15 protein-coding genes and 3 pseudogenes are annotated in these 18730 nt (G+C 44.2%); 12 read left to right on the top strand and 6 right to left on the bottom strand.

The genetic code is table 11. From position 1 onward, the window contains the following. Together HC733_RS23195 and HC733_RS14360 are read left to right on the top strand one after the other, a co-directional pair. Window positions 1-189: pseudogene (locus HC733_RS23195) on the top strand (IS5/IS1182 family transposase); the annotation flags it as partial. A 220-nt stretch (window positions 190-409) separates the two neighbouring features. Next, entirely contained in the window at window positions 410-988 is a 579-nt protein-coding gene (locus HC733_RS14360; protein ID WP_190365712.1) for a hypothetical protein, read from the top strand. 61 nt (window positions 989-1049) lie between these two features. On the opposite strand, the gene dcm is transcribed toward HC733_RS14360, so the two are convergent. Continuing rightward, on the bottom strand, window positions 1050-2093 hold the full coding sequence (gene dcm / locus HC733_RS14355) for a DNA (cytosine-5-)-methyltransferase (RefSeq protein ID WP_190365711.1): 1044 nt from the start codon (window positions 2091-2093) through the stop codon (window positions 1050-1052). A 623-nt stretch (window positions 2094-2716) separates the two neighbouring features. On the opposite strand from dcm, the gene HC733_RS14350 reads away from it, so the two are divergent. From HC733_RS14350 to HC733_RS14330, 5 genes are all read left to right on the top strand, one after another. Next, window positions 2717-3007 (top strand): helix-turn-helix domain-containing protein, encoded by a 291-nt coding sequence (locus HC733_RS14350; protein WP_190365710.1) that lies wholly within the window; start codon window positions 2717-2719, stop codon window positions 3005-3007. Next, on the top strand, window positions 2997-4370 hold the full coding sequence (locus HC733_RS14345) for a type II toxin-antitoxin system HipA family toxin (RefSeq protein ID WP_190365709.1): 1374 nt from the start codon (window positions 2997-2999) through the stop codon (window positions 4368-4370). Before HC733_RS14350 ends, HC733_RS14345 begins: the two co-directional genes overlap by 11 nt. Then, complete coding sequence (locus HC733_RS14340) at window positions 4367-5371, top strand: YecA family protein (protein ID WP_190365708.1); 1005 nt, start codon at window positions 4367-4369, stop codon at window positions 5369-5371. The genes HC733_RS14345 and HC733_RS14340 overlap by 4 nt, the downstream gene beginning before the upstream one ends. A gap of 212 nt (window positions 5372-5583) precedes the next feature. Further along, on the top strand, window positions 5584-7002 hold the full coding sequence (locus HC733_RS14335) for a DUF6880 family protein (RefSeq protein ID WP_190365707.1): 1419 nt from the start codon (window positions 5584-5586) through the stop codon (window positions 7000-7002). 95 nt (window positions 7003-7097) lie between these two features. Beyond that, complete coding sequence (locus HC733_RS14330) at window positions 7098-8192, top strand: hypothetical protein (protein ID WP_238937561.1); 1095 nt, start codon at window positions 7098-7100, stop codon at window positions 8190-8192. A 229-nt stretch (window positions 8193-8421) separates the two neighbouring features. Here the strand turns inward: HC733_RS14330 and HC733_RS14325 are convergent, their stop codons facing one another. Beyond that, a complete protein-coding gene (locus HC733_RS14325; protein WP_190365705.1) occupies window positions 8422-9735 on the bottom strand; it encodes an ATP-binding protein in 1314 nt (437 codons plus the stop codon). Window positions 9736-10053: 318 nt separating this feature from the next. On the opposite strand from HC733_RS14325, the gene HC733_RS14320 reads away from it, so the two are divergent. From HC733_RS14320 to HC733_RS14300, 5 genes and pseudogenes are all read left to right on the top strand, one after another. Next, the gene (locus HC733_RS14320) at window positions 10054-10359 is read left to right on the top strand and encodes a helix-turn-helix domain-containing protein (RefSeq protein WP_036984862.1); all 306 of its coding nucleotides are present in this window, start codon (window positions 10054-10056) and stop codon (window positions 10357-10359) included. Then, complete coding sequence (locus HC733_RS14315; protein WP_190365704.1) at window positions 10356-11621, top strand: type II toxin-antitoxin system HipA family toxin; 1266 nt, start codon at window positions 10356-10358, stop codon at window positions 11619-11621. The genes HC733_RS14320 and HC733_RS14315 overlap by 4 nt, the downstream gene beginning before the upstream one ends. Before the next feature lie 340 nt (window positions 11622-11961). Then, complete coding sequence (locus tag HC733_RS14310; RefSeq protein WP_446727641.1) at window positions 11962-12222, top strand: helix-turn-helix transcriptional regulator; 261 nt, start codon at window positions 11962-11964, stop codon at window positions 12220-12222. Next, window positions 12209-12769: pseudogene (locus HC733_RS14305) on the top strand (DUF927 domain-containing protein); the annotation flags it as partial. The gene HC733_RS14310 and the pseudogene HC733_RS14305, both read left to right, overlap by 14 nt. A gap of 132 nt (window positions 12770-12901) precedes the next feature. After that, window positions 12902-13660 (top strand): annotated as a pseudogene (locus HC733_RS14300) (DUF927 domain-containing protein); the annotation flags it as partial. 220 nt (window positions 13661-13880) lie between these two features. On the opposite strand, the gene HC733_RS14295 reads toward HC733_RS14300, so the two are convergent. Genes HC733_RS14295 through HC733_RS14280 form a run of 4 tightly spaced genes read right to left on the bottom strand, consistent with a single transcriptional unit; the run spans window position 13881 to window position 18729 of the window. Further along, window positions 13881-15350: a serine/threonine-protein kinase gene (locus tag HC733_RS14295; protein WP_190365703.1), complete on the bottom strand. Its 1470-nt coding sequence runs from the start codon at window positions 15348-15350 to the stop codon at window positions 13881-13883. Beyond that, complete coding sequence (locus HC733_RS14290) at window positions 15347-15904, bottom strand: hypothetical protein (protein ID WP_203219213.1); 558 nt, start codon at window positions 15902-15904, stop codon at window positions 15347-15349. Before HC733_RS14290 ends, HC733_RS14295 begins: the two co-directional genes overlap by 4 nt. Further along, window positions 15897-17582 (bottom strand): helicase HerA domain-containing protein, encoded by a 1686-nt coding sequence (locus HC733_RS14285; protein ID WP_190365702.1) that lies wholly within the window; start codon window positions 17580-17582, stop codon window positions 15897-15899. The genes HC733_RS14290 and HC733_RS14285 overlap by 8 nt, the downstream gene beginning before the upstream one ends. Beyond that, the gene (locus HC733_RS14280; protein WP_190365701.1) at window positions 17572-18729 is read right to left on the bottom strand and encodes a hypothetical protein; all 1158 of its coding nucleotides are present in this window, start codon (window positions 18727-18729) and stop codon (window positions 17572-17574) included. The genes HC733_RS14285 and HC733_RS14280 overlap by 11 nt, the downstream gene beginning before the upstream one ends. Window position 18730: the final 1 nt, after the last annotated feature.

Genomic DNA, 18730 nt, shown 5'->3' with positions numbered 1-18730 from the left:
GGGCACATGAAAAGTGATGGCCATTTGGGATTAAACCGCTTGAAAGGCATATTGGGCGACAAACTCAATGCCATTCTAGCGGGTGTGGGCCAAAACTTTAGAAAAATCCTAAGCCTATTGAGGCTTTTTTACGTCTGGATTTTATGTTGGCTATGTGCGCCATTGGCACGTGAAAATCAACAACAATAACGTTAGATGGTTAACCGACTCTAAAGATGGCAATCCAAATTGAACAACCTCAGTTTTTTGAAAAACCGAGTTTTTCAGAATCGACTATTTATAGAATAAGCTTTTATTGTGCCACTACATATATAAATATTGTCATATTTCAGCTTACTAAGGTAAATTAATCATAAATGTTATGAAGTTAGCGGTTTGCTAATAAGATCGCGCATATAAGGAGTATTTAGTGCCCCATAGATTTAATTTAATAAAAGATACATCGAAGTCCGTATCTGTATTTTTAGATGTAGTACCTGATTTTCGTTTAGACAAGGATCTTGCTCCATCAGTGTATATGCAAAAACACTGGTCAGCTTTTTACAAAGTACATCCGGAAAGTAGTAACTCTATAAACGGAACATTCTTTGAACTGTTGTTTTCTACTGTATTGATAAATAAAGGAATACTGCCTTTTTACTATCAAGCAAAGGCCGCATTTGTTCCAAATGTGGAGTACGATATTTTGATTAACACAGAAGAAGTGGGCCCTATTTGTATTTCACTTAAAACCACTCTAAGAGAAAGGTATAAACAAGCTGATTTAGAAGCGCTCGTCCTAAAAAATGTTCATAGGAGAAGTCTTGCATATTTAGTAACTTCAGATGACATTAAAAATATAAATAAAAAAATTGAGAATGGAGAAATCGTCTCTATAGATAAGGCATATAGCATTGATAATATTGATGAGCTCGTTAGCGATTTAAAAAATTACAAAATTGTAGAACCTGAAATGGTACGAACGATCTCAGGGAAGGAAATAACATAGCACAGATAGCTCTGGACAAAATCATGTACAGAGCTTTTTTACGTTGCTACGAAGATTATACTTAAGCCATTTTATTGTTTGTCTTTAATCTAGAAGTTAGTTCTTTCATCAATACTAAATCAATTTGTTTAGCTATTTCCCCAACTACCTTGATGCAGACCGAATTACCCATTTGTCTATACATTTGCGTACGTGATACGGGTATCACAAAATCTGGAGGGAAGCCCATAATTGCTTTGCACTCATTAGCTGTTAATAGTCTGATACCTGTTTCACCATCTTTAACAAAAGTCCCTGTAAGTCTTTGTATTTTATGGTATGTAGATACAAGAGTCTTCACGTGCCCTTTGCTATGTTGGTCAACTAAAATAGGCCTACCATCATCTTTTTTGAAAAGATAAGATTTTTGCAAATGTTCTGAAATCGAATACCCAGAAATATTTTTCTCTATGTAGTCTCCTATATTTACAACTTCCATTGGTGGAGTTGGAAATTCGAAAGAGCAAGGAAATGAAAAAGCAACTAAGTAAAACCTATTTCTGTTTTGTGGAACACCAAAATCCTTAGCGTTTAATAGAGTATGGTGGCATTGATAGCTTCGTTTTTCTAGCTCAGAAATTATAGTAGATAGGGTATTTCCGTTATCGTGGTTTACAATCCCTGGTACATTTTCTAGGAATACAACTTTAGGGTGTTTTTCATCGATAACTTTCAATACTTCATCAAACATAGTACCTTGAGTTGGATGAGCAAAACCTTCTCTTTTTCCGATCGAGCTAAACGGTTGGCATGGAAATCCTCCACACAGAATATCATGATCAGGTATGCTGCTTTTTTCAATTTTAGTTATATCGCCAAAAGGAACAACGCCATAGTTTGCATAGTATGTGTGCTGTGCATAAAGGTCTATTTCAGAGGAAAAAACACAGCCGCCATCTATTGATTCAAACGCCCTACGGATTCCACCAATACCTGCAAATAGGTCTATAAAAGTGAACTTCTTGTTTTTATTTTTTTCCTGTTCAACTTTATGAGTCATAATCGCGAGATTTTCATGGTCTTTCTTGATATCTTTTGCTGTTAAATCAGAGAAAATTTGTTTCATTGAAAGTCTCACTTGTTACGGTTACTTGATAGTAAATTTATATAAAGGTCAGTCTGTACAGCCGCGAAGCTATTGTGATGGACAACTCGTAATAATAACATTAAGGGGTTGTCTATACCATGAAACGAAGTATAGAATTACACTGTACATATGTACAGTTTTTGCGGTTCTTTTTTGGCTTTGAGTCAGGTGAAGCTTTTATCACTTATGCATATACGGCTCAACTCTAGCTAAGAGTAGTAGTGAATAATATGAAAGCCCTTGCTCACAGGGCTTTATAGCTGCATTTATATTGAGCCTTACTCTATATTCTGTATTTGCTCATTGAGTAGCGGCCTAGACCTTAATAAACTCAATGATTTATCGAAATGAAACCGTTCGAAAATGCCTGTTTGCCCACCAAACTGCCCACCACTTGTCTATGGCTTTTACTAAATCTTAGTGGTTAGCAATGGAAAAACAGTGCCGTTTTTACGCTGCTGCTAGGGTTTAAAAAATAGCAGTTTTGAAAGGCATTATCGAGTGATTTTTTCAACACTTCATTTGGTAATGGATACAATAATATCCACTTTTTGTTTTATTTGGCTATAATGGATATAACTGTGTCCATTTGGTCTTTGCGGATGAATTTTACCTTACTTGATGATACCGATGTAAGCCAAGCCTATGCGGCTTATCTGCGAGAGTTACGAAAGCAGGCAAAGCTGTCACGCACAGCGCTGGCAGAGCGAAGCTGCGTGCCTGCAGCCACCATCAAGAAGTTTGAGTTGACTGGTCAAATTTCATTTCGCCAATTGTTGTTGCTTTGGCAGACGCTTGATTCGCTAGATAGGCTCTATCAACTCACACAACCTAGCAAAGAGCGCGCTACAATGCCCTCTAGTATTGATGAGGTGCTAAAAGATGAGTTTTAAACCCATTCAAAAACTCGCCGTAGCTCGTACGTTAAGCTCAGGTGAACAGATATCTGTTGGAGTCCTAGCGCAGAATCGCCAAGGTGTTTTTTTCCAGTATGCAGAAAGCTATTTGCAGCAGTTTGGCAATTTATCGCCTTTTATCTTGCAAGCGAGCACACAAATTCAAGCCGCACCTAAAGCGCCGCACCAAGGTGTACATGGCGTATTTGGAGATTGTTTACCCGATGGCTGGGGTATGCTGTTGCAAGATCGTATTTTCCGGCAAAAGGGCATCCTACCTAATCAATTAACTGCGATGGATAGACTGGCCTTTGTCGGTGATAAAGGCATGGGAGCATTGTCTTTTTCTCCTGTGTCTGAGTTTTCAGCCACCACGAACGCTGACATTGATTTAGCGACGTTAGGCTTAGAAGCACAAACGTTGTTCGATTCTTCGATGTCAGATTATATGGATGATAATCACGATGAGTTAGATGGGCATACGCAACAGGTGTTGGCCGCATTAGTCGCCGGAGGTAGTTCGGGTGGGGCAAGACCTAAGGCACAAATTTATATGCCTGCTGGGGAAGCTCGGCATTGTCGAACCTTTGCAAAGCCTGGTGATGAAGCGTGGCTGATTAAGTTTACTTCTAAAAATCTCGCGCTCGGGCATGAAGAAGGTTTGTGCGAGGCTGTCTATTTGCAAATAGCTGAGCAAGCTAAGTGTCAACCACCAGTTTGGCAACTCATTGAAGCGCCGCCTACCAGCGGTGCGGTTGCCTGGTTGGCGCTTAAGCGTTTTGATTATGTCACGGAGCAGACCAATTTAAGCGGCAAGAGCAGTTCAGGTCGCCTGCATATGCACAGCGCTTGCGGGCTGCTGGATGCAGACTTTCGAACGCCAAGTTTAGATTACATTGACTTGATCAAAGCCAGCCGTCAGTTGTGTAAATCGCCAGCGGCTGGACAACTGCAATTTCGCCGTGCCATTTTTAACCTGCTGTCGTCTAATCAAGACGACCACAGTAAAAACTGGGCGTTTTTGCAAGCGGATGACGGTCAATGGGATCCTGCACCTTTCTATGATGTTACCTACAGTCCACATCCATTCAATGAACACGCCACTGCGTTTGGTGGTTATGGCAAAGCGCCACCGCTTAAGGTGATGCAAAAACTAGCGACCAGTGCTGGCTTTGGGAGTTGGCATGATGCAAGGCAAGTCATTGAAGAAGTTGCAGAAGCCATCAGTCAATTTACTTATCTTGCAAAGCAGCAAGGGATCAGTAAAACAACAGTGTCTGCGATTGCTAAGACATTGGATCAGCGCAAACAGGAAAATGCAGCGCTTTTTCTATATAACAATAAGGAGGGACAGCAATGAAGCTCGGCCGAAACGATCCTTGCCATTGTGGCAGTGGTAAAAAATTTAAACGTTGTTGTATGAGCAGCGTTTCCAAGCAACATGCCCAAGTTTTCGATGATGTTGAAGCTATGTTGGCCATGAACCCAAATTTGAGCCTTGATGAACTCAACGCAGCTTTGCAACACAAAGTTCAGGATCGCAATAATCAACCTCATCCCGATTTTTGTGGCGTAACGCCAACACAAATGGCCAATTGGCTGTATGCGCCTTTTGCTGAATTACAGTGGGTGAGCATCAGCACACCCGACTCTCTTTATGCCAGCCCAGTGATGCGCTATTTAGCGCTCATTCTTGATGAGGCCGTGGCGCAAGAAGGCTCATTCAAAGCCACCAGTAAAGGCAACTTGCCGACTAAGTTGGTTAAACAGGCCAGTGAGTTATTGCCCGAGTTTGCCGTTGCTCAATTCGAACGTAACATTAGTATCAGTGAGTTTGCAGGCAGTAACGAAGACAAGTTTAATGCCTTGCACTACACCAGGGTGCTCGCCGAAATTAGTGGCATTATTTATCGACGTAGCGGTCGCTACCATGTGAAAAAAACAGCGCAAAAGCAGTATCAGAAGTTAGGTATACAGGCATTTTTTAAACCTATGTTAGAAGCCGTCATCAGCAAATATAACTGGGGCTATTTGGACGGTTTTGAGTTTGATGCCGACTTGCGAACCTTTTGGCTGTTTATGCTGTGGCGTATTCAAAGCCACAGCAGTGTAGATCAGTTGGTTGAAGAGGTGAAAGTGGCTTTCCCTGATTTACTGCTAGCATTCCCTATGGATGATTACTTCTCGCCAGAAAGAAATTTAAGCATGCTCATCGAATCACGATTTATTGAGCGATTTTTGCAGTTTTGGGGATTTGTGACCATTGATCCAAGACGTTATATAAACGCTGAACCCGTCGCCAGAGTGGTTCAGGTACAGCCTTTATTAAAACAAACTTTTCAATTCACCATTAGCGCATAGCCAGGCCATTATGAGCGAATAGCAATACTATAAATTCGAGCGAGCGCTGTGATGAAACTTAAGCCCAAGAAGGCGTTGGGCGGTGAGTTGGGCAATGCTAATTTGATACTTGGTAACAGAGTATTGTGAGTGTATTAGAGGTACTAAAACGATAAAACTATCCGTACCTTAATGTTGATTAATAAAAACGAAGTAGAAGGAAGTGGTACAGTATGAACAAACTCATCGCTCAGCTAAACCAACTCAACAAAGACGAGTTGGTCGCTTTTATTGCAAGGTTGCAGGGGGAGAGCGCCACCCTTGATCAACGTATTGCTTTGTTAGTCACCAAGCCTTTCGTTTCTGATCGAATGAGGTTATTGCAAAATCGGGTGCAGAACTTGAAAGGGGATCAGAGCTTTATTTCCTATCGAGACTGTGGATCATTTGAGAGTGAGTTGGACGAATTAGTGACGGTGGTGGCCGAGTTGCTGGAACAGCATTCAGATGCTAATGCGGTATTCATGCTGGTGGACGGCTTGATGCAAAGCCATGTTAACGTGATTGAACGAGTGGAAGAGTCATTCTTTGTCGGTGAATTGTACCAGCAAACCGCACTGCTTTGGCTTAAGGCCGCCAGTCAGTTACGCGAGCTTGAACAGGAGCCTAAGGACGCTCACACAGTCTATGATTGGCCGCAACTAGTGCTCGCGAAGCTTACAGAAAACGAATATGGCGTATGGGATCACTTGCTGGAAAATAGCGCCCTGTTACTGACTGATGATGAATTAACACAATTAGCGTTGTACTTTGAGAATACGATTCTCGCAGCACAAAAAAATTCAACGCAAGGCGAGTCTTGCCACCATGTTGTTGACAACTTCGGCGCAAGACATGCGGCATTGGGATTAGAGGGGATTGCTATTGCGTTGAAAGATCCTGAGTTACTTGAAAAAAGCATGCTGCTACGCAACCTTGAGCCGAATGAGTTACAAAAAAAACATATGGCAAAAAAATTGCTCAGCATAGGTTATGCACAGCGCGCCATCATTTGGCTGCAAGGGGAATGGAGCGGGCATGTTCGCTATGAACAACAAAACTTACTGGATGCCTGTTACCAAGCTGCAGGTGATAACAATGCGCTGGTGCAGCTGCGGCGCGAACGCTACGAAACAGAACCCAATGTCACGAATTTACGTCTATTGATAGCGGTGAGTAACCCTCAAGAAAGACAAATCCTTGAGCTAGGAGCATCGACTAGAGCACTAGAAATAAAATATTTTTCAATTAGAATCAATGTTTTGCTGGAGCTTGGGGCATTTGCTGAGGCAGCCGATCAAATCATGGTTAACACCAGTGAATTATTAACCGTAGGTTATGTTGCCGCTGATTGGGCGAAAAGCTTGGCAATACAGGGCTACCCGCTTGCGGCGGCGGTGTGTTATCGCGTATTAATAGTGAGCACACTCAAGGCAGCGCGTTCTAAATCCTATCATTATGCGGTGAGCTATTTGCATCAACTTTGTGTATTGGATGTCGCTATTACGAACTATCAAGAGCACCAAGCGCATCGAGAATTCGTGGCCGAGATGCGCGCTCAGCATGCTCGCAAAAGTGCGTTTTGGTCAAAGATTGACTTTCCTTTGCCCTAACAAGAATGCGCAACCACCAGACGCATAATAGTAATCAGATTGCCTTGAAACGCCTCTTTCGTTAACCTATCAGCATTTTATTTATGGTGATTTTTGTGATGAGTGAATACCAGTTATATCAATTCCAAGCCATTGACGCCCCTTTAACACAGAATCAAAAACAATACCTGCATGATTTATCCTCACGGGCGCAGGTTACCTCTTATAGCGCGCAGTATGAATATCACTATAGTGACTTTCCCGCTGAGTTGAGTGAGGTGTTATTACAGGGCTTTGACTTGGCGCTGTATCAAGCTAATTGGGGGGCGATACAGTTGCTTATTCGATTACCGGCGGCGCTGGTGAATGTCGCTAAATTGCGGGCATTTTGTATTGACGATCTGATTGGTGTGCAGCAACAACAAGATTCAATTGTGCTGGAGATTAGCTTTCACGATGAAGACAGTGGTCGCTGGATAGAAGACAAAGAAGAGTTGGCTGAGATTGCCGACATTCGCGCGATGTTGCTCAGAGGTGATTATCGTCCGCTGTATTTGGCATGGTTAAAAGCTGCGCTTTGGCTATGGCAAAGTGATTCGGTTGCCTCAAGCATGCCGATACCGGCGGGTTTTAACCATCTTGATCCCTCGTTGCAAGCCTTGGTTAATTTATTGGATTTAGATCAAGACTTGATTGCAGCCGTTGCAGAATATAGCCCTAAGCCTTTAGCTCAGCGCGAGCTAAAGCCCTTAAGTAGTTTGTCAGCAACAGAGTCGATAGCGTGGTTACAACGATTGTTGGACGCAGAGCCGCTGCTGGCAGAAAAGCTCACTCAGCATTTAACACCTAATGGCGATGAAGTGGCGACTGCGACTACCGCGGTATCAGTAAGTCGCTTGCTCGAGCAAGCCAAGCAGGCATCGTCACGAAGGTTAGCAGCAGCCTCTGCGGTTAAGCAACAACAGCGTTTGGCCTATCTCAATTCACTCATGCCCAAACAAACGCAGCTTTGGCGGACAGTGGTCGCGTTGATCGATAAAAAACAAACAAAGGCTTACGAGCAAGCAGTTGCGATCTTAATAGACTTATTTGAACTGGCTAAAATTCAGAATCAAACGGCTGAATTTAAAGTGAAAACCAATGATTTATTAGCGCGTTATGCAAACCGTTCAGCGTTGAAGGCCAAATTCAAAGCGGCTCAGCTGCTTTAATAAGGTCAACACACATATTTAGGTTGGATGGGTATAGGTGAATATAACACGTCATTTACACCAGTAAGTTATGGTTATTAAAGTGCCCAATTCCATAGAAAAACTCAATGTGGATATTATGGTGTCCACGACTGATAAGCCTGAGTGTCGAATAGCAGACATCAAGGTCTACAGATTGTTACTTATGAAGTCACTTTGTGTAGACCTCGGGGTTCTAGGCAAAGCGCTTTTACCATCTTAGTGGTAAATACTGCGTGAAATACAAAGGCATCACGATATTGGTTTGTTCTAACGCTGAAGAGCCTTGTGTACCCGTTAACTTAAAGGTTTTACTTGGAGTACATTTTTCAACGTAGGATGCCAACGATTTTGCTCTTGTACGTTTACCACTTTTGACTTCAACAGGGATGATATCGCCTTCATCGGTTGCCAAAATAAATTCGATTTCGGCGCGGGCGTCATTCCATGAATAGCTTGGGTCAACGCCAATAGCGGTAAGCTCTTGTTGCACAAAGTTTTCAGCCACATAACCTTTGTACTCATAGTTTTGCTGTTTAATTTCTTTATAACTGCTGCCGAGCATATGATTGAGCAGCCCCACATCAAACAAAAACAGTTTAACCATATTTTCTTTTTTATAGGCCGCTAAAGGCGATTTTGGCTGTCCTTCAATAGGATAATTTGCCAAGGCCAAACGGCAACAGGTTAACCAGTGAATGGCGGTTTCAAAATCGCTATAACGAGATTTACGCTCATGCACATGCTTAAATTTAAAGCGTTTAACCGACTCATCGCTGACAAGTGATAGCTGGGCTGGAATGCTATTAAACACCGATTCAATCAGTGTGGCATCGACCTTGCCCGCGTACTTACCGAAATCGCGGCGATAACCTTCAACTAAATCGGCATGAATTTTTGTGACTTTTTCAACACGCTCTAGAATGCTTGAATCCTTAAACTGATACCAAGCAGAAACGGCTTCCGGCATACCACCGGTAAAAAAATAGTCGGTTAGTTTATCCATCAATTTAGTGTGCACCGCCGGTGTGCTTGCTTGACTATCAAATGCTTTGATCAGTGCTTGCTCGTTGGATGCGTAAATAAATTCTTGGAAGGTCAGTGGTCGTAAATTGTATTGTTCTACCTTGCCTACAGGGAAGGTATTGAGCAAGCCAATGTTCGAACCGCTGGCTGCGACAAAATAGGACGGTGCTTTTTCGGCAAAATACTTCAGCGAAGTTACGGCTCGTTCACATTCGCCAATTTCATCTAATATCAGCAAGTCGGTTTCTGGATTGAACGCTTGGTTGGTTAACAACTCAATGTTCATTACTAGCTCGTCAGGTGACAACGAGCCATCGAACGCTTCTTTGTAAGCTGGGTTTTCAAGGAAGTCGATACGAAGGATGTTGGCAAAGGTATTCCCAAACAACTCTTGCAGCAGATAGGTTTTACCTGTTTGTCTTGCGCCATCGATCAATAATGGCTTACGCACAGGTTGATTTTTCCATGCTATTAGGGCGTTTAGTAAGTTGCGCTGCATTGTCATTTCCCGCCAATTAAGACTGTTAATTGGCTGTAGTATAACTTAGTCTACATTTTTTTGCGCATAAAAGTGCGAAATTTTACATTTTTATGCGCGTAAAAGTGTAATTTGATGGCCTTTGGCATTCAGGGATCCACATCATCGCCTTGGCCAACGCGCAAACTAAGCCTAAAAGTAGGATATAAATCCAATTATATTAAATAAAATGGGAATATAGTCCCATATTTTACTTGTTGACGTTGCTTGAATTTAAAAGTTGGACTATATTCCCATTAACGGTTAAATAGTGGGAATATAGTCCCTTTGGTTGGTGATATGGCTAAGCGTGACTTACACAATGTACTGTTTCCGAAGCAGCGCAAAATCCTGACGCATTTTGGTGAAGACTTGCTGTTGGCGATGAAACGACGTGGTTTTACAAAAAAGCTACTGTGTGAACGTACTGGTTTTGATCATAAAACCGTGAATAAAGTCTTCGCCGGTGATCCGGGCGTTGCCATAGGCACTTACTTAAAAGTGATGGCCGTTCTTGGCATGGAAAGCAACTTTGCAGAAATGGCCGCTCATGATGAAGTGGGTATCAAGCTGCAAAACATAAAATTGCTGGAAGGTTCAAAATGAGCCGTGAAATCGTCGAAGTCTATGCCGACTGGCAGCCAATTGAAGCGCCTTTACTAATTGGGCTGCTTTCTTACAGCGATTCAAGCCGAGGTGGTGTATTTAGTTTTGCCTACGATAAAGCATTTTTAACCTCAGCCTATCGCTTGCAAATTGATCCAATCCTAACGCTTCACCCCGGTGAACTCTATAACGATGAAGCCGATAAAAACTTTCGCGCATTTCTTGATTCATCGCCTGATAGATGGGGGCGTATTTTAATGCAGCGGCGTGCGGCGATTGAGGCGCGCAAAGGCATTCGAGCAACAAGTCGATTAAACGAATTGGATTACCTGCTGGGCGTACATGACTCTTATCGGATGGGGGGGATTCGATTTAAGCGAGTAGGCTCGGATGCTTTTTTGGACGACAACTCTGAGTTTGCTGCGCCGCCAATGACTTCTTTGCGAGAGCTAGAGCACGCAGCTATGCAGATTGAAAAAGACGATAACATCGACAGTGACGAGTATTATCGCTGGTTGAAAATGCTGATTTCTCCAGGCTCATCATTAGGTGGTGCAAGGCCCAAGGCTTGTGTGAAAGATGAACAAGGCCACTTGTGGATTGCCAAGTTTCCCAATTTAAATGATACCCATGACGTGGGGGCGTGGGAGATGGTCTGTTATGAATTGGCCTTGGCGGCAGGTGTTGACATGTTTCCAAGTGAGATTAGACGGTTTTCCTCTGGGCATCATACCTTTTTAACAAAACGGTTTGACCGCGACGGTGAAAAGCGGCTGCATTTTTCATCGGCCATGACACAGCTTCGCTATTTTGTAAACGAAAAGTATGATGCTGAACAATCTCAAGGTGCCAGCTACTTAGAGATTGCTGAATTTATTTCCAATTCTGGTGCACAAACCGAAGCTGATTTAGCACAGTTATGGCGACGTATCGTGTTTAATATTGCGGTGTCCAACACGGATGATCACCTGCGTAATCATGGTTTTTTATTAACAAAGAATGGCTGGAAGTTATCGCCCGCTTATGATTTAAACCCGATAGTTGGTAAGTATGGCCTGCATCTGAATATTACCGATGCAGACAACGCTTTAGACTACCAATTAGCCTTTGACGTAAAAGATTTCTTCCGACTATCTCAGACCCAAGCCACGCAAATTTACGATGAAGTATTAATGGCGGTGAAGCAATGGCAAATCGTTGCTAAGCGGCTAGGGATCAGCCGAGCCGAGCAAGCCATGAAACAATCAGCGTTTAACGTTTAATGAGTCAGTGAAACTATATTTTCATTTTTCAGCAGATAAAGAAGTTTTAGTTTCACTTTATGCTTTACCTCATACTCCATGTGTTTTAACACTTCGCTCATCCCTTGGGCTTCTGGGGCGGTTTGGGCAACGCCTTAATTCACGCTACTTAGCAATATACTAGCCCTGCCCACAGGGTATTTATCACCTGGGGCTTTATGTAAATTCTGGGGCAGCTCGCTACCTGCACCCTCAGAAAGCTGCACGATCTGAGCATTTATCTGCCTACTGCGTCCGTTTAACTCTTTAATAATAGCGGGGCAAACTCCTAAGAGAACTTAACAGATCAGTGAGGCTTATTTTGGAAAAAATAGAAACGATGAACCCAACTACACAATCATCCACCACATCAACACACTCAGCGCGTCAGCAGCGGATTTTGCGTTTGCCCGAGGTAAAAGCAAAAACAGGCTTTGGCCGCAGCACCATTTATGCCCTGATGGCCAACGGTGAATTTCCGCGATCCATTCGTATTGGTGCGCGTGCCGTGGGCTGGTTAGAAAGCGATATCGACCAGTGGATTGAAACCCGCCGTATTGGTGCTGCTTATGGCCGTGGATAAACCATCAGCATCAACCCCGTTACCTGCCAATGAGGTGAATAACAACATGCCAACATTACCGGCTGGTTTTGCCTATAACGCGCAAAACTGGCTGGTGATGCAACCAGCAGGGCAAGATAGCCCAGTTAAAATCTGCTCTTGGCTGCAAGTAGCTGCTCGTACTCGCGATCCGCAAGGGGAAAACTACGGCTATTTATTGCACTGGTTAGACGATGACAATCGCCATCGCTATTGGGCCATGCCCGCAGAACTATTGGCCGGAGACGGCAGCGAGTACCGCCGAATCCTACTCAGCCGAGGCATGCGGCTAAGTAACAGTGTCAAAGCGCGGCAGTTGCTCTCGCTGTTTATTCAACAAATGGGCGAACTGGCCACGCAAAAAGCCATTAGCGTGAACTGCATTGGCTGGCATCACCACGCTTATGTGCATCCGCGCCTCACCTTTTACCCAAGCGAACACAACAACCCGCGCATGGTGCTGCAAACCATGCACCCGATAGAAGGCTTTATTCAACAAGGTAGTAGCGACAGTTGGCGGCAACAAGTTCGCGTGATTGATCCCCTCTATAGATTTCTGACTGCAAGTAGGCGGCAAGCTTTTGAACCCTATGAGCTTAGTTTCCTAAGTGATTAGGGTGAAAAAGTGCAGCCAACACCCTTGCAGGTAGAAAGATGACGAGGGAGTGCTGATGCCGGTCTCTAAATGGGCGTGTTTAACCATAGTCATGGTATGAACGCCGCCGATTTAGCCGATCAACTAAAACAACAAAGTCGTCAACATTACGGCAGCTTGGCCTTGGACTGGTTACGGTATTTAACGCAGCACAGCGCACAGGTGCGCCCCGTTTTCCAAAACGTACGCCAACGCTTTTTAGCCAGTTTACCTCCCGAGTCAGACGGCCAAGTGCGTCGAGTTGCCGAAAAATTTGCCTTACTGGCCAGCGCAGGCCTGTTAGCGATTCAGGCCAAGGTGCTCGATTGGCCAACCCAAAGTGTCGAAGCCGCCTGTTTAAGCCAGCTTAACCAATGGATACTCGCTCGCGGTGGTGTGGCCGCCAATGAAGACCAACAAGCCATTCGCCAGGTGCGCAGCTTTATTGAGCAGCATGGCGAAAGCCGCTTTACGCCCAAACAAACCGGTTACAGCAGCCAAGTACGCCAACGCGCCGGTTGGCTTGGCCGCTCCTGCGCATCCATGCGCTCGCGGCATACCGTTCATCCTGAACATAACACCACGGGCCCACAAACCCTTTACCTGTTTTACCCAACCGGCTGGCGCGAAGCCACCGAAGGCCTAAGCCCAGATCGCGCCGCCAAAGCACTGATGGCCGCAGGCTACCTAATCCCCGATGGCAACCGCCCACAGCGCAAAGTCAGCCTGCCCGACAACACCCGCCCACGCATGTACTGTGTTAAAGGCAGTATTTTGGATGACTAAAGAGGCGATGAATCCTGTGTGGGCTTGTCACCTTTCAGTGAACCGCCAGTCAACCTAAGGGCTGGGCGAGGATTAAAGTATAAAGCGGACAATGCCGCTAGCGTACTTGTTGTGTATTGGCAGTGGACACAATCGTTGCGCCGTTAATTTTACTGAGATGTACTTAATGTTTCTATTGAATGGGCCCACTTAACGATTTAACGTGAAAGCATGTTTAGACCTATATCACTCCAAGCTTTGCATAGAGCTCTTTCTTTTCTTTCATACTGTTATCAGATGGCATTACACGCAAAGCTGCTTTTAAGTAAGCTGCAGCGCCAGAGTAGTCGCGCATCTGTTCACAAACTAAAATGAGTTGGCTCAATACGTGGAATTTCATTGGTGTTGCTTGGTTTACTTTTTCCAATAAGGCCCTCGCTTGTGGATACTTTGCCTCAAGGCCGAGGATAGATGACTCTAAATACATAGTCGCCGTGTTTTCTTCTGCAATTTGTTTTCTTTGCAGTAACCAGAATTTAGCTTGAGCAATATTGCGTAACTGTAAGTTCACCTTAACAATCAACTCGAATAGCTCTGAAGGTTGGGCCATCTTGCCTTCAATTAAGATAGATTTATTGTTCTCAACGACCTTTTCAAAATCAAACAAACGGTTTGCGCGATACAAGGCAATGAGTTGTTGGTGTAAAGCTTGTAAGTCTTTACTGCGATTATATTCCTGAGAAGCCAGTTGAGCCGCTTTTTGGTAAGACTGTTCAGACATTGCATCAATCACGGCACTCGACCAATCCTGATCTGGCTTAGCCTGATACATTGGAGCAATAGAGCCAACTTTTAGTTGTTTATTGCTGGCAATATCAAATGCTTGAATCAATGCGCCAACAGTTAAATAACGATGCTGCGGCTGTTTTTGCAGGCAGGTGAGTACAACCTGTTCTAAGTCTGGATGAATAGAACTATTTATTTCTGTCGGGCGCTTAAAAGGGGCGCTACGTTGAACTTGCTGTGGAGTATCATGCGGCAAAGTTCCTGTTAATAATTGGTATAGCAGTACACCTAAACTATAAATATCACCCAGCAACAGCTCTTCTAAGTTACCTCTACGGCTATCGACATTAGAAAACTCAGGGGCGGAATATAAAACCGTACCACCATTTTCGCGGGTGCGAACATAGTTCTCTTCCGGTAAAGCTGAGCTACCGAAATCAGTCAACTTCACAAGGTCCCGCTCACCAACTAAAATATTGTGCGGCTTGATATCACCATGGGAGATAGGAACAGATAGCTCTGCCAGATATTGCACTGCACACAGTACTTGGCGATAAATCTTAAATAATCGCTCATAAGTCTGGCCAAAGTTACGCTGCCTATCATCAAGTTTTTGCGCCAAAGTCTGGCTTGGGAAATACTCCATTTCGATATAAAACCATTCGTTATCAATCCGGCCCATATCATAAATTTGTACAATATTGTCGTGCGGTTCAACATCTAACAGCTCTTTCCCTTCGGCTAGATGGCGATCTTCTCGCGTAATATCCTTAGGGATTTTTACCGCGACAATTTGCCCATCTTGCAAGCGCTCGGCGCGCCATACCCAGCCATGGCTGCCATCACCTAGGCATTCAAGTAATAAATATTTATCACCAAGACGCTTATTTGTCCCTGGTAAAAAATGTGCTGATTTTATATTCATATCAACACCTCATAGTGAATTCTATCCAAAGCAATAGAATTTAGATTTTTTACAAATAAGAAGCGACTAAATACCACTTCAACCTCAGAATCTGACTGTACGAACGTGCCAGTAGAAGACGTGAACCCCGAACGACAGATCTCTTTTAGTTTCTGCGTATCAGGCGCACTCACTAAGCCTTGGCTCCATGCACTGAGAACTAAGGTTTTTGGGGAATGTCCCCAGCGCTGCGCTGCCTCTAATAAGTTTTTTAATTTTTCTTCTAGCTTTTGTTGGCCACGAATAGAGCCATCAAATCGTTCAAATTCAATTAAACATAAAGGTGATGCCGATGCTTTATCAAACCAACCTGAATCTGAGCGAATATCCGCGCCAAAAGTACCAGGTGCTGGGCATTCCACCATTGCCATAAACGATTGTTCATGGCCGAAAGTATTCCAGACACTACAACCCAAGCTATGGACCAATACATCTTGGTCCAATAGCTTACCGTTACTGATAAGTGGAAACATCTCGCTTACCCAAGCAAACTCAGGCATGGGTAGCTTAGCCATTAAAGGTGCCCCAAACGCGCAATACCTCAGGCGATTCACCGCCGTGAATAAGCGCCTTACTTCCTACTTTCACCAATAGCGGAGCCGGAATAGAACGTCCGCACACTAAAGCTTCACCGGTTGATAAGCTCGGCAGTTCGTCCAAGTCGGCTTTGCTCACCATATCTGAAGCTTTGGCGATGAAACGCTGATCATCCGGGTTTTTCAAGCGCATCGTAATCAGTGTATTGCACTGAGAGGTCACGTCTGAGTCCAATTTGGACGGGCGTTGACTGACAATGGCAAAACCAACTCCAAACTTACGCCCCTCACCAGCAATCTTTTTAATAATACGATGGCTCACAGCATTGCCGCCTGCGGGCGCAAAGTTATGGCCTTCTTCGTACACAATAAAGCAAGGACGAAGTGGATCTGTTTTGCTTGAAGCCGCCTTTAAAATTTCGCTCGATAACAGCGCACAAACGACTTGTTTTGCGGTATCACTCAAACCTTGTAAGTCGACAACCACTAAACGCCCTTGTTGATTACTCGGGCGCCCCACCATTTTATATATATCGGTCGGCTCAGCCATCGTTGCACTGTAAAAACTTTGGGCTTCATTAAGCACACGAGAAAGCTTCATCGACGCAACGGCAGCACTGCGACCTGATAGCGCCTTCGCTTCAGCTTCAGAGAGATCACCCCACTCTTTAAGCTCTTCAATACCATCACCTAACAAATGCCTCAATCGGTTGATATCTCGTGGCTCCACTTTATCCACTGAGCGCCAATAACGAATGGCCACATCAAGCACACGCTGCTGAGGCTCCGTTAAACCCGGTAAAATTTCCGCAATATCGTCCATTTCAAAATGGTCGAATTGAAGGGCAAGAGGAGCGTTTTTACTGGCGTATTTATGTTTAAACGATTCATGCTGCGGTGAGTAAACCTGAATCCCCGCACCCGCAGCTTGTAGCTTTTCAAAGGTTTGTTTAATGAGTGGTAACGTTTCTTGATCGCGTTTATCGTCAGTTGCATCTAACAAACTAGAGAATTGCAGGTTTCCACCAGCGAGGGCTTTACCATATTCACCATGAGGGTCAAACACCACTACAGTACCGTTATTTATTGCAACCAAGCGCTCAATGATACGGCCAACCGTGTATGACTTTCCTGAGCCCGTCATCGCTAACACAGCCAAATGCTCAGTAACCAGTTTATTTACATCTATAAAAACAGGAACCGTATTCTCACCTTTGTCGTAGCCGACCAAGTTGCCAAGGTGCAAACTAGAGTGCTCATTAAACTCGTAAAAATCACTCAAAAACTGAAAGTCGACGGTTTCAACCGCGGTGCCTGGGTTAAGCGGGCGGCGCGGGATCTTGATCTGACGAGATATAGGGCAGCGATAGCCAACCAATTCAACCTGAGCAAACATATTTTCACCGGTAACATTCGCGCCCGGTAAAAGTTCGAGCTCAGTCACGCCATCGCCAAAACCTGCGTTATACAACATGTTAGTACGGCTTATTTTCATTACGCGTCCCAGTACCGCGACTTCGCCTTCATCTTTGCGTTCTTGATGCATAATGCGAACAAACTCACCACGGCGCACTGAAAACGAATCCTTTACCACCATAGTTAACTGGTTGGCATCACCGGTATTACCGACTAATTTACCTAAAACTTTATAAGCCATTATTTAATCCCTCATCTAAACCAGCCAACCAGCCAGCTTCAATATCATTATTTTTAAGTGCACCGTGTAAACCTTGGCGATAAAACTTGGCAAACTTAGGTAAAATTCCAAGTTGTTGGTAACCCAATAATTGCGGTAATGGCATAGCATTACCTTTGTTCTGCATATCCAGCACCATTAAGCGCGATGCCACTAAATCTAAGTCTGCACTCTGCCAATCGGGCTCATCACCGGCTAGCTGCACCATTTTTATTTGACCACTACGAGCACTGCGAAAATGAAAACCGATGAGACCTTGTTTTGCTTCTGCACTGGGCTCTATGCGGTTTTCTTGTTCAGACAAACGAAAGGCAATGGTCCGCGAATAGTTACCCAAAATGCCGTTAATAAAACGCAAGTCACCCACACCTGCCAAACTTTCATCCAGTCCTGCTAGGCTTTGCATCAACTCGCTAGAAAAACCATCTGATTCTAAAATCTGCTTACGACCTTGCTCGGTTCGTAAATCTTGCTTTGCAATACTGACAATGGCACTAAAACGCTCAGCCAAAATACTAGCCAGTACAACGCCAGTTGGATTCCACGGGAACAGTTTCGAGCGATGATTTTGCCAAAATATTTCTATTGCTTGCTTGGTTTTGTCGTACTCATGCTTATGGCGAAGGTTGCGCTCCAGTGGCGCCATATCACGCGCTAAAAACAGTGGCGTATCGAGTAAAATTAAATCGCAAGGCTCTTGGCTTAACAGTTGTTTTTCAACCAACTGGTAGGCTTGGCGAATTTCAATCAAATCAAGTCGTTTACGCTGCGCCTCAAAATCAATATCGTCCAGTTCCGAGACCGAATCGCCACCTAAGGTGCTAACTCTGTTTTCATTTATCAATAAGTCAGTGCGCACCGCAGCACTGGCATAAATAAAGCCCCCCAAGGCTTTATCTAGGCATGATTTAGTCGCTATGCCAGCCACGCGTAAATTCACTACTGTTGGTTTAGGTACAGCTTTCACTAAGCCAGCATCACGAAACAGTGGCGCTACTTGTTCAATATCACGAATTTGTTTTAGCAAACGCCCTGCGCTACCTGGTAAGCGCAGCTGGCTATCAATGGCGAGTGACTGCGCTAAATTCATTGTTTTATTCTCATTCATG

Origin of the sequence: Pseudoalteromonas sp. S16_S37 (genome assembly GCF_014694405.1) — a bacterium.
Classification (GTDB): domain Bacteria; phylum Pseudomonadota; class Gammaproteobacteria; order Enterobacterales; family Alteromonadaceae; genus Pseudoalteromonas.
This window is presented reverse-complemented; position numbering and strand designations above follow the sequence as displayed.

Bases quoted from the DNA above. Each gene is read 5' to 3' on its own strand.
- HC733_RS14295 (WP_190365703.1), bottom strand. From the start codon at position 15,350: ATGAATATAAAATCAGCACATTTTTTACCAGGGACAAATAAGCGTCTT.
- HC733_RS14340 (WP_190365708.1), top strand. From the start codon at position 4,367: ATGAAGCTCGGCCGAAACGATCCTTGCCATTGTGGCAGTGGTAAAAAA.
- HC733_RS14335 (WP_190365707.1), top strand. From the start codon at position 5,584: ATGAACAAACTCATCGCTCAGCTAAACCAACTCAACAAAGACGAGTTG.
- dcm (WP_190365711.1), bottom strand. From the start codon at position 2,093: ATGAAACAAATTTTCTCTGATTTAACAGCAAAAGATATCAAGAAAGAC.
- HC733_RS14325 (WP_190365705.1), bottom strand. From the start codon at position 9,735: ATGCAGCGCAACTTACTAAACGCCCTAATAGCATGGAAAAATCAACCT.
- HC733_RS14345 (WP_190365709.1), top strand. From the start codon at position 2,997: ATGAGTTTTAAACCCATTCAAAAACTCGCCGTAGCTCGTACGTTAAGC.
- HC733_RS14280 (WP_190365701.1), bottom strand. From the start codon at position 18,729: ATGAATGAGAATAAAACAATGAATTTAGCGCAGTCACTCGCCATTGAT.
- HC733_RS14320 (WP_036984862.1), top strand. From the start codon at position 10,054: ATGGCTAAGCGTGACTTACACAATGTACTGTTTCCGAAGCAGCGCAAA.
- HC733_RS14285 (WP_190365702.1), bottom strand. From the start codon at position 17,582: ATGGCTTATAAAGTTTTAGGTAAATTAGTCGGTAATACCGGTGATGCC.
- HC733_RS14315 (WP_190365704.1), top strand. From the start codon at position 10,356: ATGAGCCGTGAAATCGTCGAAGTCTATGCCGACTGGCAGCCAATTGAA.
- HC733_RS14350 (WP_190365710.1), top strand. From the start codon at position 2,717: ATGAATTTTACCTTACTTGATGATACCGATGTAAGCCAAGCCTATGCG.
- HC733_RS14290 (WP_203219213.1), bottom strand. From the start codon at position 15,904: ATGGCTAAGCTACCCATGCCTGAGTTTGCTTGGGTAAGCGAGATGTTT.